General features: G+C 62.2%; 16 protein-coding genes and 5 pseudogenes. 9 read left to right on the forward strand and 12 right to left on the reverse strand.

Features of this window, described 5'->3' with window-relative positions; all coding sequences use genetic code 11:
• The first annotated feature begins 125 nt into the window (after positions 1 to 125).
• The 3 genes from codA (at position 126) to CKW13_RS22605 (ending at position 4,700) form a co-directional block, all read left to right on the forward strand.
• The gene (codA, locus tag CKW13_RS22595; protein ID WP_095110993.1) at positions 126 to 1,367 is read left to right on the forward strand and encodes a cytosine deaminase; all 1,242 of its coding nucleotides are present in this window, start codon (positions 126 to 128) and stop codon (positions 1,365 to 1,367) included.
• A 250-nt stretch (positions 1,368 to 1,617) separates the two neighbouring features.
• Entirely contained in the window at positions 1,618 to 3,213 is a 1,596-nt protein-coding gene (locus CKW13_RS22600) for a glucan 1,4-alpha-maltotetraohydrolase domain-containing protein (RefSeq protein WP_095110994.1), read from the forward strand.
• 335 nt (positions 3,214 to 3,548) lie between these two features.
• Positions 3,549 to 4,700 (forward strand): MFS transporter, encoded by a 1,152-nt coding sequence (locus CKW13_RS22605; RefSeq protein WP_095110995.1) that lies wholly within the window; start codon positions 3,549 to 3,551, stop codon positions 4,698 to 4,700.
• A 64-nt stretch (positions 4,701 to 4,764) separates the two neighbouring features.
• Here CKW13_RS22605 and CKW13_RS22610 read toward each other — a convergent pair.
• A pseudogene (locus CKW13_RS22610) lies at positions 4,765 to 5,077 on the reverse strand (carboxymuconolactone decarboxylase family protein).
• Positions 5,078 to 5,332: 255 nt separating this feature from the next.
• On the opposite strand from CKW13_RS22610, the gene CKW13_RS22615 reads away from it, so the two are divergent.
• Positions 5,333 to 7,873 (forward strand): putative mucin/carbohydrate-binding domain-containing protein, encoded by a 2,541-nt coding sequence (locus CKW13_RS22615; protein ID WP_095110996.1) that lies wholly within the window; start codon positions 5,333 to 5,335, stop codon positions 7,871 to 7,873.
• 26 nt (positions 7,874 to 7,899) lie between these two features.
• A pseudogene (locus tag CKW13_RS22620) lies at positions 7,900 to 8,040 on the forward strand (hypothetical protein); the annotation flags it as partial.
• A gap of 89 nt (positions 8,041 to 8,129) precedes the next feature.
• On the opposite strand, the pseudogene CKW13_RS22625 reads toward CKW13_RS22620, so the two are convergent.
• The 4 genes and pseudogenes from CKW13_RS22625 to CKW13_RS22640 form a co-directional block, all read right to left on the reverse strand.
• A pseudogene (locus tag CKW13_RS22625) lies at positions 8,130 to 9,452 on the reverse strand (mechanosensitive ion channel domain-containing protein); the annotation flags it as partial.
• A 98-nt stretch (positions 9,453 to 9,550) separates the two neighbouring features.
• On the reverse strand, positions 9,551 to 10,177 hold the full coding sequence (ycaC, locus tag CKW13_RS22630) for an isochorismate family cysteine hydrolase YcaC (protein WP_095110998.1): 627 nt from the start codon (positions 10,175 to 10,177) through the stop codon (positions 9,551 to 9,553).
• A 58-nt stretch (positions 10,178 to 10,235) separates the two neighbouring features.
• On the reverse strand, positions 10,236 to 10,922 hold the full coding sequence (locus tag CKW13_RS22635; RefSeq protein WP_095110999.1) for an isochorismatase family protein: 687 nt from the start codon (positions 10,920 to 10,922) through the stop codon (positions 10,236 to 10,238).
• 85 nt (positions 10,923 to 11,007) lie between these two features.
• A complete protein-coding gene (locus CKW13_RS22640) occupies positions 11,008 to 11,874 on the reverse strand; it encodes a pirin family protein (protein WP_095111000.1) in 867 nt (288 codons plus the stop codon).
• Between the two features lie 105 nt (positions 11,875 to 11,979).
• On the opposite strand from CKW13_RS22640, the gene CKW13_RS22645 reads away from it, so the two are divergent.
• Entirely contained in the window at positions 11,980 to 12,888 is a 909-nt protein-coding gene (locus CKW13_RS22645; RefSeq protein WP_095111001.1) for a LysR family transcriptional regulator, read from the forward strand.
• Between the two features lie 69 nt (positions 12,889 to 12,957).
• On the opposite strand, the gene CKW13_RS22650 is transcribed toward CKW13_RS22645, so the two are convergent.
• From CKW13_RS22650 to CKW13_RS22660, 3 genes are all read right to left on the reverse strand, one after another.
• Positions 12,958 to 16,194, reverse strand: coding sequence for a transporter substrate-binding domain-containing protein (locus CKW13_RS22650; RefSeq protein WP_176465166.1), 3,237 nt, complete (start codon positions 16,192 to 16,194; stop codon positions 12,958 to 12,960).
• A 3-nt stretch (positions 16,195 to 16,197) separates the two neighbouring features.
• Entirely contained in the window at positions 16,198 to 16,824 is a 627-nt protein-coding gene (locus tag CKW13_RS22655; protein ID WP_095111003.1) for a response regulator transcription factor, read from the reverse strand.
• Positions 16,825 to 17,031: 207 nt separating this feature from the next.
• Positions 17,032 to 17,463, reverse strand: a complete 432-nt coding sequence (locus tag CKW13_RS22660) for a response regulator (RefSeq protein WP_176465167.1) — start codon at positions 17,461 to 17,463, stop codon at positions 17,032 to 17,034.
• A 552-nt stretch (positions 17,464 to 18,015) separates the two neighbouring features.
• Between CKW13_RS22660 and CKW13_RS22665 the strand changes: the two genes are divergently transcribed.
• The 3 genes from CKW13_RS22665 to CKW13_RS22675 are packed head-to-tail and all read left to right on the forward strand — an operon-like array spanning position 18,016 to position 22,558.
• Entirely contained in the window at positions 18,016 to 19,188 is a 1,173-nt protein-coding gene (locus tag CKW13_RS22665) for an efflux RND transporter periplasmic adaptor subunit (protein ID WP_095111004.1), read from the forward strand.
• A complete protein-coding gene (locus CKW13_RS22670) occupies positions 19,189 to 21,156 on the forward strand; it encodes a MacB family efflux pump subunit (protein ID WP_095111005.1) in 1,968 nt (655 codons plus the stop codon).
• 7 nt (positions 21,157 to 21,163) lie between these two features.
• Positions 21,164 to 22,558, forward strand: coding sequence for an efflux transporter outer membrane subunit (locus CKW13_RS22675; RefSeq protein WP_095111006.1), 1,395 nt, complete (start codon positions 21,164 to 21,166; stop codon positions 22,556 to 22,558).
• 298 nt (positions 22,559 to 22,856) lie between these two features.
• Here the strand turns inward: CKW13_RS22675 and CKW13_RS25085 are convergent.
• The 4 genes and pseudogenes from CKW13_RS25085 to CKW13_RS24535 all read right to left on the reverse strand — a co-directional run.
• A pseudogene (locus CKW13_RS25085) lies at positions 22,857 to 22,932 on the reverse strand (hypothetical protein); the annotation flags it as partial.
• Positions 22,933 to 23,077: 145 nt separating this feature from the next.
• Complete coding sequence (locus tag CKW13_RS22685; RefSeq protein ID WP_095111008.1) at positions 23,078 to 23,455, reverse strand: hypothetical protein; 378 nt, start codon at positions 23,453 to 23,455, stop codon at positions 23,078 to 23,080.
• A 38-nt stretch (positions 23,456 to 23,493) separates the two neighbouring features.
• Positions 23,494 to 24,633: a T6SS immunity protein Tli4 family protein gene (locus CKW13_RS22690; protein WP_141234011.1), complete on the reverse strand. Its 1,140-nt coding sequence runs from the start codon at positions 24,631 to 24,633 to the stop codon at positions 23,494 to 23,496.
• Positions 24,630 to 25,348 (reverse strand): annotated as a pseudogene (locus CKW13_RS24535) (hypothetical protein); the annotation flags it as partial. The gene CKW13_RS22690 and the pseudogene CKW13_RS24535, both read right to left, overlap by 4 nt.

Here is a 25,348-nt window from a genome sequence, read left to right on the forward strand (position 1 = left end):
GAGCCAAGCACGCGTTTATGGGTTTTAAATGAGCACTGCGAGTGCTGTTTTTTTTCTACGCGACATCACCGAACACATATACATTTCATACAGGGCTTTTCCCCCTTAACACGAGAATCCCCCGCATGCTCATCATCAACGCCCGCTTGCGCCACCACGACGGCCTGCACGTGCTGCACCTGGAAAACGGCCTGATCGCCAGCATCGCCCGCCAGGCCGAAGCACCGACCCTCGGCCCCGACGACCTGGACGCCGCCGGCAACCTGGTGGTGCCGCCCTTTGTCGAGCCCCATATCCACCTCGATGCCACGCTGACGGCGGGCGAGCCGCGTTGGAACATGAGCGGCACGCTGTTCGAGGGCATCGAGTGCTGGGGCGAGCGCAAGGCCACCCTGACCTTCGACGACACCCGCAACCGCGCCCACAAAACACTCCAGGCCCTGGCCGCCCACGGCATCCAGCATGTGCGCACCCATGTGGACGTCACCGACCCGGCGCTGACTGCCCTCAAGGCCTTGCTCCAGGTGCGCGAGGAATGCCGGCACCTAGTGGACCTGCAAATCGTCGCCTTCCCGCAGGAGGGGATCGAGTCTTACCCCAATGGCCGGCAACTGATGGAAGAAGCCGTGCGCCTGGGTGCGGATGTGGTGGGTGGCATTCCCCACTTCGAGTACACCCGCGAGCAAGGCGTGAGTTCGATCAAGTTTCTGATGGACCTGGCCGAGCGCAGCGGCTGCCTGGTGGATGTGCACTGCGACGAAACCGACGACCCGCACTCGCGATTTCTCGAAGTGCTGGCCGAAGAGGCCCGCAGCCGTGGCATGGGTGCACGGGTCACGGCCAGCCACACCACGGCCATGGGCTCCTACGACAATGCCTACTGCGCCAAACTGTTCCGCCTGCTGGGCCACGCCGGCATCAGCTTCGTCTCGTGCCCCACCGAGAGCATCCACTTGCAGGGGCGCTTCGACAGCTTTCCCAAGCGCCGGGGCGTGACCCGCGTCAGTGAGCTGCTCGACGCGGGCATGAACGTATGTTTTGGCCAGGACTCCATCGTCGACCCCTGGTACCCCCTGGGCAACGGCAACATCCTGCGGGTGTTGGAGGCCGGGCTGCACATTTGCCACATGCTCGGCTACCGCAACCTGCAAAGCGCCCTGGACCTGGTTACCGACAACAGCGCCCGGGCCATGGCCCTGGGCGAAGGCTATGGCCTGCACCCCGGGCGCCCGGCCAACCTGCTGATCCTCTCGGCCGACAGCGACTACGAGATGATCCGCAGCCAGGGCCTGGCGCTGTACTCGATCCGTCATGGCCGGGTGTTGATGAAACGCCGCATGGCCGAACTGGAGTGGCCGCAACGATAGCAGGCGAACTGGCCCGCACCGGGGTGCAGAGCAGCCCCTCAGCGGTGGAGCGCCCGGAAAAATTTTACGGCCGCGGTGCAACCGAGCGCGGGCCAGCCCACTTGCTCCATGCTCATGTCCAGTGGGCTTTGGTTATTTTGAGGCGGTGAATTAGCACAAAACGATCCCTTTTACCTGTCATTTCTGACAGCAGACAAGCCCCCACCCCCGGCGCAGAGTGAAGCCTGTTCCGGTTAACGGGAGGCTCAACATGAAACGCTCATTGCTCTACTACGCAGCCGCAGCCGCGGCCTGCCTGCTGGCCAGCCTGGCCAACGCTGCCGCCCCCACCGTGCGCAATGGCGGCGGCGAGGACATCATCCTGCAAGGCTTTCACTGGAACTCCAGCCGCAACAGCCCACAAAAGTGGTACGAGGTGCTCACACGCATGGCACCCGCGATTGGCCAGGACGGTTTCAGCAAAATCTGGCTGCCGCCGCCCTGGACGGACCAATCCAGTTGGAGCGACCCGGCCAAGGGCACCTCGGGCGGCGGTGAGGGCTACTTCTGGCACGACTTCGACAAAAACAGCCAATACGGCACCGACGCCCAACTCAAACAAGCGGTCGCGGCCCTGACCAGCGCCGGCGTGCAAGCGGTGTACGACGTGGTGCCCAACCACAAGAACGACAAGCTCCCGGCCACCCTGGTGCGCTGGCCCCGGGGCTACAAACTGTGGCGCGACGACTGCACGGCGCCTGCACAGTGCGATGAAGGCGACCCGTTCATGAACGGGCTTGCCGACCTCAACACCGCGAGCCCCGAAGTCTCGCCGCGTTTCATGCAGGAATTTCGCAACCTGCGCGACAACTACGCAGCCAAGGGCCTGCGTTTCGATTTCGTACGCGGCTACACGCCAGAACGGGTCGACCTGTGGATGAAGGACTTCAACGACCAGGCGTTTTGCGTGGGCGAATTGTGGAAAAGCCCCGGCGAATACCCGGCCACGGACTGGCGCAACCAGGCCAGTTGGCAGGACGCCCTCAAGGACTGGGCGGATCGCTCCCACTGCGCGGTGTTCGATTTCGCCCTCAAGGAGCGCCTGCAAAATGGCGGTGTAGCCGACTGGCGCCATGGCCTGAACGGCAACCCCGAGGCGGCGTGGCGGCAAACCGCAGTGACCTTCGTCGACAACCACGACACCGGCTACTCCCCTGGCCAGTACGGTGGCCAGCACCATTGGGCATTGCCCGACCCGCTGCGCAACCTGGCCTACACCTACATTCTGCTCAGCCCCGGCACGCCCACCGTGTACTGGCCGGACATGTACGACTGGGGCCGCGGTGACCTGATCCGCAAACTGATAAAGCTGCGCAAGGACGCGGGCATCAAGGCCGACTCGCCCATCCGCTTCCAGGCCCAGTATTCCGGGCTGGTGGCAGCCACCGAGGGCAGCCGCCAGCAGGTGCTGCTGGCCCTGGACTCGGACCTGTCGAAAGTACCAGAGGGCTTTACCCCGGTACTGGACGCCGACGGGCAGCGCATTCGCGTGTGGCTGGCCGCCCCGGCCACCCCCGGCGCAGCCACCACCCTGCACTGCGACAACGTGCGCCCCGGCCCCGGGCAAGCGGTGTTTGCCGTGGGCGCGCCGTTGGCACTGGGCGCCTGGGACCCGGCCCACGCCATCGCCCTGCAACCGGGCACACAAAACCGCTGGAGCGGCACTGTAAGCCTGGCGACGCAACAGAGCATCGAGTGGAAATGCCTGATCCGCAGCCTGAGCAACGTCAACGAGGTGTACTGGCAAGGCGACCCCAACAACCGCGTCGTGCCGGGAGCCACGGCTGAAAGCGTGGGGAGCTTCTAGGCAACCTCTGAGGGGGCGGGCTTGTGTGGGAGCAACTGTCTTCCCACTCGCCATCGCCCCCCCAGTGCCGCCGTCGCGAGCAGGCTCGCTCCCGCAGAGGAAAATGAAAACCCCACCCCCTCCACCGTTCAACTGTGGGAGCGGGCCGGCCCACGATGAGGCCAACCCAGGCGCTGCATCTGCACAACCCGCCCCCCGCCACCGCCCGCTTCCACAATAGAGCGGCCACCCATCTGCGCGGCACCACAGGCAGGGTCTTTGCCCTCGCGGCGGTTGGATCGATGTGCAAGGATGGCGCCCTGCCTTTAATCCACCCCGCAATGCCAAGGATTTTCATGACCGCCATCAGCACCCCAGCCCCGGTGATCCCCGGGCGCCTGGAGCAAATGTCCACTCGCCTCGCCTATCTCATCGCCGGTTTCGGCATCGCTGCCTGGGCGCCGTTGGTGCCCTACGCCAAGGCCCGCGCGGCCCTGGATGAAGGCACCCTGGGGTTATTGCTGCTGTGCCTGGGGGTAGGTTCGATCATCGCCATGCCCGTGTCCGGTGCGCTGGCTTCGCGCTATGGCTGCCGGCGGGTGATGGCCGGCGGCACCTTGCTGATCTGCCTGGCGTTACCGTTATTGGCCACAGTGACTTCGCTGCCGTTGCTGATCGCGACGCTGTTTGTGTTCGGCGCCGGGCTCGGTTGCGTGGACTCCACCGTCAACCTGCAAGCGGTGATCGTCGAACGCGCCAGCGGCAAGACCATGATGTCGGGCTTCCACGGCATGTTCAGCCTGGGCGGGATCGTCGGCGCGGCCGGGGTCAGTGCCTTGCTGGGCCTAGGCATGACGCCGCTGGGGGCGATGTGGGTGGTGGTGGCCCTGATCCTGCTGGCCTTGCTCAAGGCCGGCCCGCACATGCTGGCCTATGGCAGTCAACGCAGCGGCCCGGCCTTCGCCATCCCCCATGGCGTGGTGCTGTTTATCGGTTGCCTGTGCTTTGTGGTGTTTTTGGCCGAAGGCGCGGTGCTGGACTGGAGCGCGGTGTTCCTCACCGCCGAGCGCAACCTGGACGCCGCTTATGCCGGCCTTGGCTATGCGGCGTTTGCCCTTACCATGACCGTGGGGCGCCTGACCGGCGATGCCATCGTGCGCCGCCTCGGCACCACCCGGGTGATTGTGCTGGGCGGGTTGACCGCCGCCGCGGGCCTGTTGCTGGCCACCCTGGCGCCGTCCTGGGAAGCGGCATTGGTGGGCTATGCACTGGTGGGCGCCGGGTGCTCGAACATCGTGCCGGTGCTGTACACCGCGGTGGGCAAGCAAACCCTCATGCCCGAGAGCATCGCCGTACCGGCCATCACCACCCTGGGCTACGCCGGCATCCTCGCCGGCCCGGCGCTGATCGGCTTCGTCGCCCACGCCAGCAGCCTGAGCCTGGCCTTCGGCCTGATCGCCGTGGCGCTACTGGGCGTGGCCATCAGCGGCAAAATCCTCAAGGCCTGAGGCCCCGTGTGCGTCCCTTTGTAGCCAGCAGGCTTGCCCGTGCTAGGGCGGCCGGGCTAGCACCTCAATCCTCCTGGGGCAGTTTGCGAAAACCGACGGCCAGGCGATTCCAGCTGTTGATGGTGGCGATGGCCACGGTCAGGTCGACCATCTCGGCGGGGCTGAACTCGGCGCTCAGTTGCTCGTAGTCGGCCTCCGGGGCGTGGGTCTGGCTAATCAGGGTTACCGATTCGGCCCAGGCCAGGGCGGCGCGCTCGCGGGCGGATCAGCTCCAGCAGGTTTTTTTCCAGAGGCAGTTTCGACACCGCGGTTTCCAGGGCCAGCATAGCTTTGAGGGCATTGGGGGATGCGGTGTAGAAATCGATACGCGGTTGCATGTGGGTGGCTCCGTTGAGGATGGGGAGGCGCTCCCGGCACAAATAGCCAATGCGGGGGAAGATGAGGGAGCCAATGTGCGCCGCGGGGTAAAAACCTCCAAAAAAAAACCAACACCATAGACCGCGAGTGAATAACCCCGATGTAAAACCAGCAAAGAGCCTCTAAAAAACTGTCAATTATGACAGTAGCCATTCCCTCACTTGCGCTTTACAACGTTATGTACCCCAAGCCCTATCACACAATAGGCAGACATAATGAACAACCCCATTAAACGCTTCACGCCTTACACCCTGGAAAACCCCGTCTGGTTATTGGCAGCTGACTTGAGAAAAGGCACGTTCCATGATCGGCAGGCCTTGGGGTTCATTCTGCCCGCGGGGGAAAGTATCAACGTGCGGCGCTCAAGCCCCATTGATACCGACCTGATACTCAACTTCTTTAATGATGACAGACGCACCGAGAGTAGCGTCGTCATTACCAGCCAGTGGACCACATTTACCGCCACTCACCCGGCCGTTGTTTTTATCCAGACGCCCTATAGCGCAATTACAGCCGAGATTGAATACACCGTTACCCGCGAAAAACCGCTGCCAATCTACACCCCACAAGGCAATGCCCAGGCTTTCTTCCAAACCTGGGACGAACAGGACGCAGAATTTGCACTTATCCAAACCACTTATGCCAACTTACTCGTACCGGCCTTCGATAAACAGAAAACCAAAGAACTGCACCAAACCTGTGGGCTCGACAGTTTGGAGACGTTCTACACCAGCGTTTTCGAGTACTTCAACTCACTGGCTGGAATATCCTTTACCACCACCGTGCGCACCGACAGAAACATCCCCAACCGTTACTTTATAAAGGCGGATAAAAGCGGTGGCGGGGGGGCCTATTATGGTCACAGCTGGATAGCGCAAGTCAGCCCTTCAATAGCCACCTGCGGCCTGGACGTGCGCCCGGACAACTGGTGCGCCCTGCATGAAATAGCCCACGGCTACCAAGGTGTCTTTATGCAAAACACCACGGTTCCCAGTGGCGAAGTCTGGAACAACGTCTACGCCGCGTATTACCAGCATAAAATGATGGGCAATGAAATTTATGAACGAGGCTGGATGTACGGTGGAAACTCGGAACGCACCTTCGTTGAATTGCAAAACCGCTTAGACAGCAATACGCCCATTACGACATGGCACTATTGGGAGCGGTTGTTTTTCTTCCTATTCATCTTCGACAAGGCGGGGGAGCACGTTATCAGTTTGTTCAACCAGGAATATCGTCGCCTCGTTTCCAAAGACGACTTCAAACTGGCAGATCACCCCATGATGGATGTCATCGCACGCATTTGTGCTACACGGGCAAACGTGGATATCGGCCCCTTCATGGCATTTGTACAGGCGCCACTGTCCTACCGCCTGCGCGACACCAACCTCTACAACAACCTGATACCTGCCTGGCCGCTTTATCGCCTGGTCCCTGCGGCCAGCCTGCGGCAGATCCAGCAGACCCTGCGCCTTAAGACGCCCCTTTCCCTGGTCGATAGCCGCCAGTTGAAAACCACCGACCTCAAAGGCAGCCTGAAGCTCACCATGAATGCCCAGAGTTTCAAGGAAAGCCAAGGCAAAGTGCTGCTGATAAAAGACGGCAGCAACATTTCACGCTTGCAAACGATCACGTCACCTGAGATCCATCTCAATAATTTCCCCATAGGCGTCTATACACTCCTGCATCCCTCTGCACCTCACGCCCGGCGTATAGCCACTTGCAACCATATCGAGGTCCAAGCCCTTGCGGATAACCCTGTGACGCTGGAGTACCAATACTACTTTTCGCCGTCACTGGCATCACAGCGAATATCCCTGAGGGGGCTTTCCGGAGAATTCGCCTCATTAGAGTTCGATATGCAATCGTCAAGCCTGAAAATCAATGTCATCAGTTCCAGGCCACACCCTTATGCACACAACACTATTTACGCGGCAATCACCGTGCAGGACAGAAACGACTTCCTCCTCTTTCACAAAGATATGCCCGGCATTGATACGGTTATCTCCAGCGACGAAATTGCCATTGGCTCCGGATATAAAGTTACTCTTTTTCATCAAGAACCAACACGGTTGGTCAGTACGCCCACAGTACACCCCATCATCAATAAACAATTGCCGACCAATGTATTCGAAATAACACAACAAGGGCTGCGCAACACCAGCCTGAACAATGACCCTGGGGATAACCTCAAAGCCGAAATTGAAAAAACCGCCAATAGCCTGCGCCAGGCCTCACACTTACTGCTGCATCTTGACCTGCCCGTGAGAGATGATCTCTATACCGCAATCGATACATTCACCACATCCGAACGTTTGTCGTTACTTGAACAATACGCTGACTTATGGCCTTCCTACGCAGACACCGGCGGCCCAGTAGTTCCGGGCGGTTATTTCACCTGGCGACAACCGGGCCTCGGCAATTACACATCAGTAAATATCAGTATCGACACCAATGCCGAGACGATCAGTATTGAAACAATAGCGCGCGCGCCACATTCTTATTTGATAGCGATCTATATAGCGGTATGGGTGCGCACCGAAAAAGGGGAAGTTCTGCATTGTCAGGAGTTGCGCGGCGACGCTCTCCCACAAGCGGTTAATGTCACCCTCCCCTTCCAAAAGGGATACACGGTGAGTGTTCTGCACTTGGAGCCGACCCGTAGCGAGTTGATAAATACCGACACTCAAGTCCAATTTGCGGTCAAGCAAATCCATACTGTCCGCGCCATGGGGGACGGAAAACTTCAACTTTGAAGCGTTAGTAGGGGTTCAGCAGGGCCATGGGCTGTACCCAGGGCGAGCATAAAACCCTGCAACTGGCGGACGGCAGCCAAGTGCTGCTCCACAAGGCCAGCACACTGAACATCGCGTTTTCGTCGGTAGAGCGCCGCATCAGGTTGCTGGACCTCATCACCACCGCCAAGGGCAGCGACCCGCGCCCCTTTGTCGTGCAAACCCCACACAGCACCGCAGGGCTTCGCCCCCTCCCACAGGTAAGGCGCGGCACGGTTCAACCGCGCGTGCGCAGCCACTGCATAAAGCCCTTGCGCGGTGCAGCCTTGGGCACTTCTTTAATCAGGGCCTGGGCGCTGTGCAAACGGTGGTCGAGCATCGCTTGCATGGCTTCGCCGATGTCGCGGCGGGCGTCGAGGCAGGGTTTGAGGTAGGCCTTTTCGATGCGGTAGAGGGTGCAGAAGGTCATGGCGATGAAGTCGGCGGGCACGCCTTCGCCGTCGAGGATGCCGGCTTCGCCGATCACCTCCCCCGGGCCCATGCGCCCGGCCTCGAACGGGGTGCCGTCGCGGCGCAGCACCACCGAGACCACGCCCGACTCGATGATGAACAAGTGGTCGCTGACCTCGCCGCTGGGCAGGATCGTATCGCCGGCGCGGAAGGTGTGCAGGGCCATGTTCTGGCTGAAGGTGTCTTTTTCATCCTGGCGCAGGGTGGAGAAAATGTTCGAGCGTTCCAGCAGTTGCCGTGGCCGCGACAGGCCCGGCGCAGGCGCGTCCGCCTCGGTGGACAAGAGGCTCACGCCGCTGGCCTGCAAATGCCGGTAGGCCAAGTCGAAGAGCAGGTTGCGCACCTCGCGCTTTTGCCCCATGGCGGCGACAAAGCCGCTGATCTCGTACTCCATGCCACTGCTGCTGGCGCTTTTGAGGGCGACGCTGGGCGCCGGTTTGCCGAGTAACTGGCGGCACCCCTGCATCGCCCGTTCGAGGGCTTCGATTACCGTTTGCGGGCGCGCGTGGGGGCTCACTTGCAGGCTGATGGACAGGCCATGCACGTCGCTGGGGCGGCTGAAGTTGATGATCTTGGCCTTGGCGGCCAGGGAGTTGGGGATCACCGCCATGCTGCCCTGGGCGGTTTGCAGGCGCGTGGCGCGCCAATCGATGTCCACGACCCGGCCTTCGGTGCCGTCGATGGAGATCCAGTCATCGATTTGGTAGGGCTTGGTGGTGTTGAGCACGATGCCGGAGAACACGTCACTGAGGGTGCTTTGCAGCGCCAGGCCGACGATGATCGCCACCGCGCCCGAGGTGGCCAGCACGCCTTTGACCGGCAGGTCGAGCACGTAGGCCATGGCGGCGATGATGGCAATCAGGAATATCACCGCGCCGAGCAAATCCTGGAGCAAGCGCCCGGTGTGGCCGACGCGCTGCCACATCAGGGCGCCGAGCAACACGGTGAGGGTGCGGGCACCGTACAGCCACCAGCCAATCAGCAGCCCAGTGGCGGCCACGTGCAAGGCCACGTTATCGGCCCTGGGCGCCGGTTGCATGGGGCTCAGGCCTTCGTTGAACAGTAGGACGCTGAACAAGGCAGGCATCAAACGGCTCCAGGGCGGCAATGACGCGAAGATCGCACACATTGGCGAGCAACCCCAGAGCCGTGTGGGAGTGGGCTCGCCCGCTCCCACACGTGGGGCGTTTACTTGCCGTTGGTCAGGGTGTTGTAGCTGGTCATCAGGTTGCGGTAGTCGGGGATGTGGTTGGAGAACAGGGTGCCCAGGCCTTCCACATCGTTGCGCCAGTCACGGTGCAGTTCGCACGCCAGGCCAAACCAGGTCATCAGTTGCGCGCCGGAGGACGACATGCGGTCCCAGGCCGATTGGCGGGTCAGTTCGTTGAACGTGCCCGAAGCGTCGGTGACCACGAACACCTCAAAGCCTTCGGCCAGGGCCGACAGGGCCGGGAACGCCACGCAGACCTCGGTCACCACGCCCGCGATAATCAGTTGCTTCTTGCCGGTGGCCTTGATCGCCTTGACGAAATCCTCGTTGTCCCAGGCGTTGATCTGGCCCGGGCGGGCGATGTACGGCGCATCCGGGAACAGAGCCTTGAGCTCGGGCACCAGGGGGCCGTTGGGGCCGGTCTCGAAACTGGTGGTGAGGATGGTCGGCAGTTTGAAGTACTTGGCCAGGTCGGCCAGGGCCAGGACGTTGTTCTTGAAACGGTCCGGGTCGATGTCCCGTACCAGCGACAGCAGGCCGGCTTGATGGTCCACCAACAGAACGGCGGCGTTGTCTTTGTCCAGGCGCTTGTAAGAGGTAGTCATTGCAGTAGTCCTCGCGAGGTAAAAGTACCGGCGGCATGCCGGCACCGGGGTGTCTGGATCAGCGCTGGGAGTCCAGCACTTCGTGATCGGTGGCCACTTGCTGGGCCTTGAGGTAGCTCTCGATCAGCAACTGGTAGTGCGGCATGGCCTGGGCATAGACCGCGGCCCATGCCTGCGCATCGGGGCGGTTCCACGAACCTTGCAGCTCAGAGAGCGTAGCCATGATGTCGATCGGCACCACCCCGGCCTGGGCCAAACGGGCGATGGTCAGATCGGTGGCCAAGGTGGAATGGTTGCCCGAGGCATCGACCACGGCGAACACCTTGTAGCCTTCATGCACGGCGGCAATGGCGGGAAACGCCAGGCACACGCTGGTCAGGGTGCCGGCGATCACCAGGGTTTTCTTGCCGGTGGCCTTGACCGCCGCGTGGAACTGGGGGTTGTCCCAGGCGTTGATTTCACCTTTGCGCGCCACGTATTGGGCGTGGGGCGCCTCTTGGTGGATCTCGGGGATCAGCGGCCCGTTCGGCCCCTGGGGCACCGAAGCGGTGGTGATGACCGGCATCTTCAACAAGGTGGCGGCCTTGGCCAGTGCGATGGCGTTGGCGCGCAGTTGCGGTACGTCCATGTCCTTGACGATCTGGAACAGGCCACTCTGGTGGTCAATCAGCAGCATCGCCGTGTCGTTGGGGTCGATGGTGGGCTTGAGGCCGTTGAAATTGGCCGCGTGGGTCGTGGTGTTCATCAGCGTTTCCTCTTTTCTGTGGGCAACAGCCGTCCCTGGCCGGTGTCATGGCCTGCCGATCCTGAGCAGGGTTGCGGGGTTGCGCTTAGGGGTGCATCTGGCCAAAACGGCCGGATTGGAAGTCGGCGAAAGCCTGGTGGATTTCTGCCTCGCTGTTCATCACGAACGGGCCGTGGCCGACGATGGGTTCGTCGATCGGCTCGCCGCTGAGCAACAGCACCACCGCATCGCTACTGGCCTCCAGGGCCAACTGGTCGCCGACGCGCTCGAACAGGGCCAACTGGCCTTCGCGCACTAACTCCAGGCCATTGACCTGCACCGTGCCGCGCAGCACCACCAACGCGGTATTGCGCCCTTCGTGCAGGTCCAGGGTGACCGCTTTGCCGGCAGTGAGGCGCAGGTCCCAAACATCGATTGGGGTGAAGGTGCGCGCCGGCCCGGTGCGGCCGTCGAACTCACCGGCGATCAAACGCAGGCTGCCGGCACCGTCCTTGAGGGCAAGGGTGGGAATGTCGCCGTCGAGAATGGTCTGGTAGCCTGGCTCGGCCATTTTGTCCGTGGCCGGCAGGTTGACCCACAACTGCACCATTTCCAGGGTGCCGCCGCGTTGAGCGAAGGCTTCGGAATGGAATTCCTCGTGCAGGATCCCTGACGCGGCAGTCATCCACTGCACATCGCCCGGGCCAATGATGCCGCCGGCGCCGGTGGAGTCGCGGTGCTCCACTTCGCCTTTGTAGACGATGGTCACGGTTTCAAAACCGCGGTGCGGGTGTTGGCCGACGCCACGGCGCTGGCTGGTGGGGGTGAATTCGGCTGGGCCGGCGTGGTCCAGCAGCAGGAATGGGCTGATGTGCTTGCCCAGGTTGTCGTAGGAAAACAGGGTACGAACCGGGAAACCATCGCCCACCCAATGGCCTCGTGGGCTGGTGTAGATACCGATGATGTTTTTCATGGTGCCTCCAAAAAGGGGTGAGTGACGCGATGGACAAAGGTTAATTGCGTCACCTTTGCTGCGCTAGACTGCGAAAATCACTCTTAGCGTTCTATTTGGAGAACGATGGTGGAAGACCTCAACACCCTCTACTACTTCACCGAAGTGGTCGAACACGGTGGCTTCGCCGCCGCCGGACGGGCGCTGGACATGCCCAAGTCCAAGCTCAGCCGACGCATCGCCCAGCTTGAAGAACGCCTGGGGGTGCGCCTGATCCACCGCAACAGCCGGCATTGTTCGCTGACGGAAATCGGCCAGGCTTACTACCAGCGTTGCCTGGCCATGCGCGTGGAGGCCGAAGCCGCCGCCGAGGTGATCGAACGCAACCGCGCCGAACCCCAGGGCCTGGTGCGCATCAGCTGCCCCACGGCACTGCTCAACACCTGGGTGGGGCCGATGCTCAGCCGCTACATGGTCAAGTACCCGCGGGTGGAGGTATTCATCGAGAGCACCAACCGCCGCGTGGACTTGCTCCACGAGGGCTTCGACATCGCCCTGCGGGTGCGTTTCCCGCCCCTGGACAGCACTGACATGGTGATGAAAGTGCTGGGCAACAGCACCCAATGCCTGGTGGGCAGCCCCCTGTTTCTGGAGCAACTGTCGTCGCCCGCCTCCCCTGCCGACCTTAGCGGCCTGCCGAGCCTGCACTGGGGCGCCGCGCAACGGGAATACCACTGGGAACTCTACGGCCCGCAGGACGCCAGCGCGGTGATTCGCCATCACCCACGCCTGGTCACCGACGACCTGATCGCCCTGCGCACCGCCGTGCTAGCGGGCATCGGCATCGTCCATTTGCCCCAGGTGGTGGTGCGCGACGACCTCGCGACCGGCACCCTGGTGCAACTGGTGCCGGGCTGGGCGCCCAAGTGCGGCATCGTCCATGCGATCTTCCCTTCGCGCCGTGGCCTGCTGCCGTCGGTGCGTAGCCTGATCGACTTTCTCGGCGAAGAGTTCACCCATGCCGATATTGCTTAGATACGCTGGCAGGAGCCTGGCGTGCCAGCGCTGGCGGCGAATGGCTCGCTCCCACTTGAAGAATTGACCTCACGCCTGGGCTTGGAGGTAGCGATCCAGGCGCGCCATGGCCTGTTGCAGGTCAGCCACCGCCAGGGCCAGAGCGGGGTTGTCCTGGGTGGCGGTGGCTTCCAGTTGTTCGCAGCAGGCCATCAGCCGCCGCGCCTTGACGATACGCGCACCGCCCTTGATGCGGTGGGCCAGCTCCCGCAGGCCCGGCAGGTCGCGCGCCGCGTAGAGGGTGCCCAGGTTCAGCAGGTCCTGGCGGTTGCTCGACGCTAGGTCATCGAGCAAGTGTTCGATCAGGCTGCGGTCGGCGCCGACATACTGCTCCAGGCTCGACAGGTCAATTTCCGGCGCATCTTCGGGCTCGGGCTCCGCCACCGCCGCCTCCACCGACACCCGCGCCAGGCGCACGCGCAGGTCTGCCAGGAGGATGGGCTTGAACAGACAATCGTCCATGCCTGCCTCCATACAGCGGATTTTTTCCTGGGCCTGGGCATTGGCGGTGAAGCCGAAGATCAGCCCCGGCGCCCGGCCCCGGGCCTGCTCTTCGTGGCGCAAGGCGCGGGTCAGGTCGTAGCCATCCATCTGCGGCATATGGCAATCGGTAATCACGACATCGAAGGGGTGCGCGCGCCACAGTTCCAGGCCCTGCTCGCCGTCCTCGGCGAGCATCACGCGATGGCCCAGGTAGGCCAACTGACGTGACAGCAGCAGGCGATTGGCCGGGTAGTCGTCCACCACCAGGATGCTCAGGGACGGTCCCGCCGCTGCTGGCTCAACGACCGCTGGCGGTGTTTCGTCCAAGGGTTGCAAGGCCGGCACGTCGAGGCTGACATCGATGCGCGTGCCCTTGCCCACGACACTGTGCAATTGCAGGCGCCCGCCCATCATTTCGCACAGCGAACGGCTTATCACCAGGCCCAGGCCCGAGCCGCTGCGAGCCGACTGTGTGTGGTTGCCGGCCTGGGTGAACGGGCTGAACAGCCGCTGCTGGTCCTGAGCGCTGATGCCCACCCCGGTGTCCTCCACCCGCAGGGCAATAGCCACGTGGTCGGGGCTCGCGGTCGGCTCGATGCGGGTGCTCAGGCGCACCTCGCCGCTGTGGGTGAACTTGATGGCGTTGCTCAGCAGGTTGGACACGACCTGCTTGAACCGCAGCGGGTCGATCAGCACTTCGCGGTCGCTGCGCGGGTCGATGTCCAGCACCAGGCGCAGGTGTTTGTCCCGCGCCAGGCCCTCGAACACCCGGGCCACGGCCTCCACCAATTGGCGCAGGTTGGCGCGCTCGGGGGTGAGGGTCAGGTGCCCCGACTCGATGCGCGCCACATCCAGAATGTCGCCGATCAAATCGAGCAAGTCATGGGCGGCGCCCGACGCCACTTCAATGGCAAAGCCATCGCTCTGGCCCTGCTCGGCTTTTTTCGCCGCCAGCTCCAGCATGCCAATCAAGGCATTCATCGGCGTGCGGATTTCATGGCTCATGGTGGCCAGGAACACGGTCTTGGCACGGTTCGCATCGTCGGCGGCTTCCTTGGCCTGTTGCAGTTGCTGCAACAGTTGCTGGCGCTTGCGGATCAGGTGGCGCTGGTAGGCGATCCAGCCCAACGCCAGCAGCAACAAGATCGCAGCCACGGTAAAACCCTGGAAGATCGCCGTGCGGTTGCGCAGCCAATAGCTGTCTTGCACCGTGACTTCGTTGCGCCAGCGGCTGGTCAATTCGTCCATTTCCTCGGGAGGAATGCTCAGCAGGGCCTTGTTCAGGATCGAGTGCAACTCAATGGCCGAACGCGCGGTGGCGAAGGTCACCCGCGCCGGTTCCGTGCCCACGGTGCTGGTGATATGCAGGCGTTCGCGATAGCGCCCCGAGATCATGTAGCGTGCGGTGATGAGCGAGTTGAGCGCGGCGTCGGCGCGCCCGCTGGCCACTTGCTCCATGGCCTCGGCCGGGCTCTGCGCGTCAATCAACTCAATGCCTGGCGCACCCGCTTCGATCAGTTCGGTAAAGCCATTGCCCGGCACCATCGCCAGGCGCTTACCGGCCATGTCATCCAGGGTTTGGGGGCTGCCGGGCTTGTCGGGAGACACCAGCACAAAGGGGTTAATCAGGTACGGGCGGGTGAAGCGCAAATCGGCGCCGCGCTCCAGGCTGGGGGTGATGACGGCCATCAGGTCCACCGCGCCGTCCTTGATCTGCTGGATTTGCGCCCCCAGGGAGCGACCCCTTACCACTTCGAATTTGAGCCCGGTGCGCAGGCTGATTCGCGCCAGCACCTGGGCGCTGAGGCCGCGAAACTCCCCTTTTTCATCGATGAACGACAAGGGCAGGAAGTCGTCGATGACCGCCACGCGGATCTTGGGGTGCTGGGCCAGCCAGCGTTGTTCGCTGGTGCTGAACTGCAAGCCCTGGCGCGCGGTGAAACTGGTACCGCCACCGCTCCAGCGGCGCAGGATGGTCATGCGCTCGCCCGGGGAAATGGCCCGCAGGGCCGCATTGACAATGCCTTGCAGGCGCGTGTTGTCGCGGGCCATGGCAAAGGCGAAGGGGTTGCTTTCCAGGCGCGAGAAATCCGCCAGCTGCACGTTGTTCAGGTAGTTGTTGTTTATCAGGTAATTGGCGCTGATGGAGTCGCCCAAATAAACATCGGCCTGGCCGAACGCCACGGCGCCGATGGCGCTCAGGGTCGAGGGGTACAGTTGCAAGCTGGCCAGGGGATAGAAGTCGCGCACGGCCTGGTGCGGCAGGTAATGGTCGAGCATCGCCACGCGCTTGCCCGCCAGGTTAGCCGGCAGCTCGCGGGTATCGCCCTGGCGGGTGACCAGGGTCGGCGCGTCATCGGCGTAGGTGTTGGACATGCACAACTGCGGATCGGCGGCCTCAAAACCGTTGGCCGTGCCGAGCAAATCCACGTCGCCGCGCTTGAGGGCCGCGATGACCGCGTCGCGGGACTCATAGCGCTGCACCTCGATGGGGATATTGAGTAACTGCGCCAGCAGGTCGGCGTAGTCGGCGCTCAGGCCTTCGTAGTCGTGCTGGTTGAGGGTCAGGTCAAAGGGTGGGTAGTCCGGCGCCGAAGCCCCCAAGCGCAGCACGCCCTTTTCCCGTAGCCAGCGGCGGTCGGCGGCGTCCAGGTCGACCCGGTAGTCCTGGACCATGGAGCGGCCCAGCAAGTGCAGCGACTGCGGCTCGGCCGCCGTCGCCAGGCCAGGCATCACAGCCCCTAGCAGCATCAGGGCCAGCAGTGCACAACGCACCGGGCGCATCACCTAGATGAGGTCATTACGCCTGGCGAAATCGCGCAAGTGGACCAACGACTCCACCTTGAGCTTTTCGGTCAGGCGATGTTTGTAGGTACTGACCGTCTTGGGGCTCAGCAGCAGAGTTTCAGCGATGTCCTTGTTGTTCATGCCTTGGGCCAGGCGTTGCAGGATCGCCAGTTCGCGGTCCGACAACTGCTCGATCAACTCATGCTCCGAATGCTGCACCTGGCCTATGTGCACCGAGCTGCTGGGCAAGCGGGGAAAGAAGGTGTAGCCGGCCATGATCGCGCTGATGGCCTTGTCCAGCTCCACCAAGTCATGGGTCTTGGCGATGTAGCCCAAGGCACCGTTGCGCATACAGCGCGAGGAATAAAAGGTCGGATCGTGGGCGGTGTACACCAACGCCCGGCTCGGTAGCTCCAGTGCCTGGAGGCGTTGCAACAGGCCCAGCCCATCAAGCTTGGGCATCGCGATATCGAGCACGACCAGCTCGGGGCGCTCCTCGCGGGCCAAGGTCAGCGCCTCGGCACCGTTGCCGGCCTCAAGAACCACCTCGAACCCATGGCGTTGCAGCAGCATCTTGACTGCTGCGCGAATGACCGGGTGATCGTCAACGACCAGTGCTTTCTTCATGTGAACTCCTAAAAACAAACACCGGGTACCTGCACCTAAGCCGCGACCACCCGCTGCGGCACCGGGGCTGCCCCATCACTCATACACCAGGAATCGGGGCTCGCCTACCTGTCAGAAGTACCAGTTCAGACGAGTGGTCATCCTGCCCTGACGCCCGCCCGGCAAGGGCTGCGCGTCAATTAAGGGTGGGGATTACAAAAGAAGGGATCACCGCGATGCGGTGCGCCGAGGTATGGCCTCGTCGGGCCACTGCTCGACGAACGCTGCCGGGTCGACCAGCCGCATCAGGCTTTGCAGGGCCTCGAGTTCAGGACGCCGGGCACTGCTGACCTGCACCCGGCTGCGCAACAGCGAACCGACCTGGGCGAAGCGCCCGTGGCGGTCATGGTAGATGCAGGCATGGCGAACTTGCGGGTTGTCTGCGCACAAGGCCAGCGGATCGAAGTCGACGCTCAATGTCGCGCTGACAAGCACCAAGTCGAACGGCTCGCCCCCGTACTCCACCAGCGTCAGCAGTTCCTGAACCGAGTGCACAGGGGCAATGCGGAAATATCCCAGGTAATTGAGCGAGCGCTCCATTTGCATGCGATGAAAATGCTGCTCATCGGCGATCAGAATGCGTAACGCTTTATTCAACATCTTCGAGTAACCATGGGGTGGCATTTTGGCAAGGCCATGATGGCCCGCCGCAGAGAACCCGAAGGCTATGCGAGAGAAAACCCGTTTGATGTAGGAGTATTCCCAAAAATCGACAGGAACAATCCCATGCCGATCTTCAGCTCAGCCGCGCTGCCCGTGCATTCGCAGGCGCACGCGCCAATGTTTCATAGCGTTGACGATAGATTGACCACCAAGCTGCCGGCAGATGGCCCGGCCAGGCATTGAGCAAGCGCAGCCGCTCGCGATACTCGTTTACCAACGGGAAGCCTGACCGAAACAACGGATCGAGGATGGCAGTTTAGTGGCTTCTAATTTATAGTGATTCTCATGTAGATTTAAAGCGCTGTCAGCCTTCCCCCTGCCAATACCCTGAGAAAGTCGGCCACGGACGGTTGCGCCCCCCTTCAATTCCCGCTGTGTTCTCTCGTCGTACTGACAGCTGCGGCGCCGGTTGCCCTCAACCGCGCCCACGCGGGTGTCATGGCGGGCAAAGAGCGGCAACGGGTTGACTCTCTCTGGCTGGAACCCTGCATGAAACGCCATCGACGCACCCGCCACGCCCTGCTCGCCACGCTCCTGCTGATCCCCGCCATCGCCGCTGCCACCTGGGCCTTGCTACCACCGGGGCGAGACAAACTGAGCACCGTGCAGGTCACCCGCGGCGACCTGGAAAACAGCGTCACCGCCCTAGGCACCCTGCAACCACGGCGCTACGTGGACGTCGGCGCCCAAGCCTCGGGGCAGATCAAAAAGATCCATGTCGACGTCGGCGATGCGGTCGAGCAAGGCCAATTGCTGGTGGAAATCGACCCCGCCACCCAACAGGCCAAACTCGACGCCAGCCGCTTCTCCGTGCAAAACCTGCAAGCCCAGTTGCAGGAACAACAGGCGCAGAACGAACTGGCCAAACAGAAATACCAGCGCCAGCAACACCTCGCCGCCGGCGGCGCCACCCGCGAAGAAGACGTGCAAACCGCCCGCGCCGAACTCAAGGCCACCCAGGCGCGCATCGACATGTTCCGCGCGCAGATCCGCCAGGCCCAGGCCAGCCTGCGCAGCGACGAAGCCGAGTTGGGCTACACGCGCATCTACGCGCCGATGGCCGGCACGGTGGTGGCCCTCGACGCCCGCGCCGGCCAGACCCTCAACGCCCAGCAGCAGACGCCGTTGATCCTGCGCATCGCCAAGCTGTCGCCGATGACCGTGTGGGCCGAGGTCTCGGAGGCCGACATCGGCCACGTCAAACCCGGCATGCACGCCTACTTCACCACCCTCAGCGGCGGCACGCGGCGCTGGACCAGTACCGTGCGCCAAGTGCTGCCGGTACCGCCCATGCCCCTGGACCAGACCGGCCAGGGCGGCGGCAGCCCCAACAGCAGCAGCAAAAGCGGCAGTGGCCGCGTGGTGCTCTACACCGTGCTGCTGGACGTGGACAACGGCGACAACGCGCTGATGGCGCAAATGACCACCCAGGTATTCTTCGTCGCCAGCCGCGCCCACAACGTCCTCACCGCACCGATTGCGGCCCTGGACAGCCTGCCCGGCAGCGACCGCCAAAGCGCCCGGGTCGTCGCCGCCAACGGCCAGGTGCAGACCCGCCCGGTGCGCACCGGCATCAGCGATCGCCTGCGGGTGGAAATCCGCGAAGGCCTGGACGAAGGCGAGCACCTGCTCATCGGCCCCGCTACCGGCAGCGGAGGCTGAATGCACACGCCCCTGATCGACCTGCGCGATATCCGCAAAGCCTACGGCGGCCACGACACGCCCCTGGTCGAAGTGCTACGCGGCATCGACATGCGCATCCACGCCGGGGAATTCGTCGCCATCGTCGGCGCCTCCGGCTCCGGCAAATCCACCCTGATGAACATCCTCGGCTGCCTCGACCGGCCCACCTCGGGCGAGTACCGCTTCGCCGGGGAAAACGTCGCCCACCTGAGCAGCGACGAACTCGCCTGGCTGCGCCGCGAGGCTTTCGGCTTCGTGTTCCAGGGCTATCACCTGATCCCCTCGGCGTCGGCCCAGGAAAACGTCGAAATGCCGGCCATCTACGCCGGCACACCTGCCGCCGAACGCCACGCCCGCGCCAGCGCCCTGCTCGAACGCCTGGGCCTGGCCACGCGCACCGGCAACCGCCCGCACCAGTTATCCGGCGGCCAGCAGCAACGGGTGTCCATCGCCCGGGCGCTGATGAACGGCGGCCACATCATCCTCGCCGACGAACCCACCGGCGCCCTCGACAGCCACAGCGGCGCCGAGGTCATGCGCCTGCTGGACGAACTGGCGAGCCAGGGCCACGTGGTCATCCTCATCACCCACGACCGCGAAGTCGCGGCCCGGGCCAAGCGCATCATCGAAATCCGCGACGGCCTGATTATCAGCGACAGCGCCGCCGACCAACCGCCCACTCCCGTCAACCGTGGCGCACTGCAAGCAGTGGACCTGCGCAAACGCCTGAGCGAAGGCAGCGAAGCCAACGGCGCCTGGAAAGGCGAACTGCTCGACGCCGTGCAAGCCGCATGGCGAGTGATGTGGATCAACCGCTTTCGCACCGCCCTGACCTTGCTGGGCATTGTCATTGGCGTCGCCTCGGTGGTGGTCATGCTCGCTGTGGGCGAAGGCAGCAAACGCCAGGTGATGGCGCAGATGGGCGCCTTCGGCTCCAACATCATTTACCTCAGTGGCCTGTCGCCCAACCCGCGCACGCCCGCCGGCATCGTCAGCCTCAACGACGTCGCCGCGCTCAAGGCCCTGCCCCAGGTCAACATGATAATGCCGGTCAACGGCGCCGAAGCCGGCGTGCGCTACGGCAATGTCGACCACACCAGCTACGTGGGCGGCAACGACACCCACTTCCCGGCCATCTTCAACTGGCCGGTGGTGCAAGGCAGCTACTTCACTCAGGCCGACGAAGACCGCGCCGCCGCCGTCGCCGTGATCGGCAAAAAAGTGCGGGACAAACTGCTCAAGGGCATCGCCGACCCCATCGGCCAGTACATCCTGATCGAAAACGTACCCTTCCAAGTGGTCGGCGTGCTCGCGGAAAAAGGCGCCAGCTCCGGCGAGCAGGACGCCGACGACCGCATCGCCGTGCCCTACTCCGCCGCCAGTATCCGCTTGTTCGGCACCCAGAACCCAGAGTACGTGGTGATCGCCGCCGCCGACGCGCGCAAGGTCAAGGAAGCCGAAGCCGCCATCGACCAGGTGATGCTGCGCATGCACAACGGCAAGCGCGACTACGAGTTAACCAACAACGCCGCCATGATCCAGGCCGAAGCGCGCACGCAAAACACCCTGTCGCTGATGCTCGGTTCCATTGCGGCGATTTCCCTGCTGGTGGGCGGCATCGGCGTGATGAACATCATGCTCATGACCGTGCGCGAACGCACCCGCGAGATCGGCATCCGCATGGCCACCGGCGCGCGCCAGCGCGACATCCTGCGCCAGTTTCTCACCGAAGCGGTGATGCTCTCGGTGGTCGGCGGCCTCACCGGCATCGCCCTGGCGCTGCTGGTCGGCGGTGCCCTGGTGCTGGCCGAAGTGGCGGTGGCCTTCTCCCTGCCCGCCGTGCTCGGCGCCTTCAGTTGCGCCCTGATAACCGGCGTGGTGTTCGGCTTTATGCCAGCACGCAAAGCGGCCCGGCTCGACCCGGTCACGGCCCTTACCAGTGAATGAGTTCCCGATGAAAGCGCACCTCACGCTCCTCGCCGTCGCCCTGCTGCTCGGCGCCTGCACCCACCCGGCGCCACGCCCGGGCAGCGGCCTGCCGACCCCGCACGCTTGGCAATCGGCCACGGCCCAGGCCAGCAGCCAGGACAACCGCCAATGGTGGCAAGGGTTCTCCAGCCCCCGGCTCAACCAATTGATCGCACAGGCGCAACAGGGCAGCTACGACGTCGCCGCCGCCACGGCGCGGGTGCGCCAGGCCCAGGCGCAAGCGGTGATCGCCGGCGCCCCGCTGCTGCCGCAACTGGACGCCGACCTCAAGGCCGGGCGCAGCAAACTGATCCACGGCAACCGTGGCGATGACAGCCGCAGCGCCAGTGCCAACAGTTTCAGCGCCAACCTTAGCGCCAGCTACGAGGTGGATTTCTGGGGCGCCAACGCCGCGGCCCGCGACAGCGCCCTGAGCCGCGTGCAGGCCAGCGAGTTCGACCACGCCACCGTCGAGCTGACCCTGCTTTCCAGCGTCGCCGACCGCTATGCCCAAGTCCTCGCGGCGCGGGAGCAACAGCAGATCGCCGCGCTGAACCTGGCCAATGCGCACAGCGTCCTCAACCTGGTGCAAACCCGCTACAACTCAGGCTCGGCCACCGCCCTGGAACTGGCCCAGCAAAACAGCTTGGTGGCTGCCCAGCAGCGGCAACTGCCGCAGTTGCACCAACAGGCCGAAGACGCCCGCATCACCCTCGCCGCGCTGCTGGGCCAACCCGTGCAAAGCCTGGGCGCAGACAGCGAAACCTTCGCCCACCTGAGCTGGCCGGGCATCGACGCCGGCATGCCCAGCGACCTGCTCACCCGCCGCCCCGACATCGCCCGCGCCGAAGCCTTGCTCGCCGCCGCCCAGGGCGACGTGCGCGTGGCCCGCGCCGCGCTGCTGCCCAAACTGACCCTGGGCGCCAGCCTGGGCTCCTCGGCCGACCACGCCGCCGACACCCTGCGTAACCCGCTCTACAGCCTGACCTCGGGCCTGGTCGCGCCGGTGTTCAACAACGGCCGCCTGCGCGCCGAACGCGACCACGCCAGTGCCGTGCAGGACGAACTGCTGCAAAGCTATCGCGGCGCGATCATCAACGGCCTGGCCGACGTCGAAAAAGCCCTCAACAGCATCGACGGCCTCGACCAGCAACGCCAATGGCAGGAAGAAGAACTGCGCCAGGCGCAAAGCGCATTCCGCATCGCGCAAAGCCGCTACCAGGCCGGCGCCGAAGACCTGCTGAGCGTCCTCGACGCCCAACGCACCCTCTACAGCGCCCAGGACTTCAACGTGCAACTGCGCCTGCAACGGATGCAGGCCAGCATCGCCCTGTACAAAGCGTTAGGCGGGGGCTGGCGCAAGTACGACACGAACCTGTAGCCACTTGTCGGCGGCTTCGCCCTCGCGTGCGCCTGCGCCCCTCGACACAGCAACCTCAACGCAACGGCGCAAGCCACCGGGCAAGCGCCCCGCCCAGCGCCTCCAGGTGCTGCGCGGCGACATCGATCAGCGCCAAGGCGTCATGGTCCTCGTCAAACACACTTGCTCATTGGTGTTGGCCCAACTGTGCAAGGCCTTGCACTGCACCCCAGTGCGCTTGCTCGCCCGCCAACGCCAGTAATGCTGCATCTGCGTGTGCATGCGGCTTTCAGCTGTAGGGGCTTGCTCGTACATATCATTCAAGGTGACCTGCGACAGCAGGCTGCTGAGTCGGCCAGGCCCACGGAAGCCACGGTATCGAACAGGCCAAGAAAACGCAGGTTCACCTTGGCTTCACCAATCACCCCACCGCAGAACCTTTGCACCCAATTGCAAAACACCCGCGCCTCGGCGGCGCCACGGGAGAAGCCGACAGGTGCGTTGGGGTAATGCGCGGGCGCTCGTATTGCACGGCGTTTATCAACCGTTTGTTGATAACGCAAAAAAACGCCGTAGTTCCTTATCTTCGGAGGCGTGACGAAAGTGCACTTGGGTAACGATGGCCGGGTTATCCAGCCCGCTCCCTTCAGGATGAACCGGCAGCACGATGTAAGCGTGAAATAGGGTTTTGGTCATGATCGCCTTGCCGATGCGATGGATCAGGCGCTTGCTGATAACGTTTTCCACTTTCCCCTGGCTTTCACCCGGGAAGGCACGGGTTAATTTGAGCCCCATGCCTGCACCTTTCTGGATGGTGATAGAGGGGTCCAGCGGATCTCCTTTCACGTCCTCGCCAAAATCAGGGCAGGCGCGAAACGTCCATGCCCGCAGCGCTGGCTTGAAGGCGCTTATGCGCACGGGGGCGTCTTCTGCAGTAGCACGCGGCGGTGTCTCACTTAACGGCGCTTGATTGACGCAGCGATGGTGTCGGCCATTTTCTTTAGTTCATCTTTGCCAATGGTCGGTTTGCCGTCGGGTGCATCCTCGGAGTTTTGCATCACGTAGAGCAGCAAGTTGGGGGTGTCTTCCTTGGCGTCAGGGTCGCCTTTGACGTAAGCGATATAGCCGTAGTCCAGTGTCTGCGGTAAACACCCGGCGGCCTTCTTTTCGGCTTTGGAGAAGTACTGGTCGTCCCATGAGCATTCGTATTTCGAGGAACGTGTGGGACGGGTTATTTCGACAAAAGTGGATTGACCTTTATAGCCACCGATTTGAACTGAGGGGAATTTACGAAAGCCGAGGGCCTGGTATTTCACACCGCCCCAATCGGGACGTTCCCAAAATGCACGGAGTTCTTGTTCTACAGAGGCGTTTTCTTCTTTTGAGTAATTTTCTTCGAATAGCGCGCTTTGGTCGCGGAAGAGTATTCTGACGTCAGGATGGTCTTTCAGGCGCATGATAGTGCCCATGCTACGTTTTTGTGGGCGGTCGTCCTTGACGAAACCGTAGGGCATGCAAAATCCTTTTTCTTGCGGAATTTCGTATAAGGCGCGGGCGCGGAAATTTTGGATGAAGTTAGCTTGGCCGGATTTAACCCTGGCCTCGGCCACTGGCAGCTCGTCTACCGACTGACGAAAAAAATAGATCCGGCCGGCCTGATAGATAAATGTTGAAGCAGATACTCCGTACTTATCTTGGAGAGAGTAAGTTATTGAATTTTTATCTGCTTTGTATTCTAGAATTTTTATTGGTGAGTCACTATCTACCATCTTCCTAAGTTTTTCAATTTCACTCGGTTTTTCATTTTTTATTCTTGAAAAGCTGCTTTCGCGTAGTTCTGAGGAAGTGCGAATTCGGCCCAAATAAATTGAGTCTGCAAAGAACTGATTCCCCCACCTCTCAAGATTATGGGTACCTTTGCTCGGGTCTGAGTTATCTTGCACAACACCTATTTCGACTTCCCCAGGAAGACTAATCTGAAAATACCCTACACACTCAGTCTTCCAATCCTGAGGAATGGCTTGCGTCTTTGCTTGAAGGGCAAAAGAAGTACTTCCCAGAAAACAGATCAGCGAGATTTTTTTGAAAAGTCTCATCCGCGCAACTCCGGATTGCTTTTTGAAAGTGCTGCGATTTGTTTTTTAGTGTGCTGCGCATCCCGAGAGTCACTGGTTGGGGGTTCCGCTGGGAGAGTATGAGTCATCAAAGCATGGTGGAATTTCATATTGTTATTCTCATATTTTGTCCAGTTGATCGGATAGGCAGTAATAAAGCCGGATATTTGATTGAGCCGTGGGATAGCGCCAGCCTTACACTGCGGTGCCTTCCAGAACTCTGCCTCAAAGGGCATTGGTTGTTTCTTTACTTTTGCTAAGTCAATTTTTCTTTGCTCGTCGCTTCTTATCTTTGTATTGATTACAGGCCATATAGAGGCAGGGTAAGTTCCTTCTCTATCAGCGGAGTGGATACTTCTCGGAACAAACTTAAAAACCGCCTCATAATGCTCAGCATTACGCTTGGCCACCGCCTGTATCGCCTTCCAACTATCCGGATGCCCAGGCTTTTCAATAGCCTCTTTCAACTCATCAGCCGGGCGTACACCGCTGCTGATACCAAATAACTTGTTCCACACGCCCTTGCGCAACTCATGAGCAAAGGTCCGTGTCGGTTGAGGGTGGCCATTACCCAGAAAGTCTTTGCGCTCCACCTCCAAGTCCATCACCAATACCGCCAGTTCCGAATCGCGGCCACCCAGCAAACTACGGTCGTTGATATTGGCGCTGCCAATCAGCGCGTAGCGGTCATCGACAA

This window comes from Pseudomonas sp. Irchel 3E20, assembly GCF_900187645.1.
Lineage (GTDB): Bacteria > Pseudomonadota > Gammaproteobacteria > Pseudomonadales > Pseudomonadaceae > Aquipseudomonas.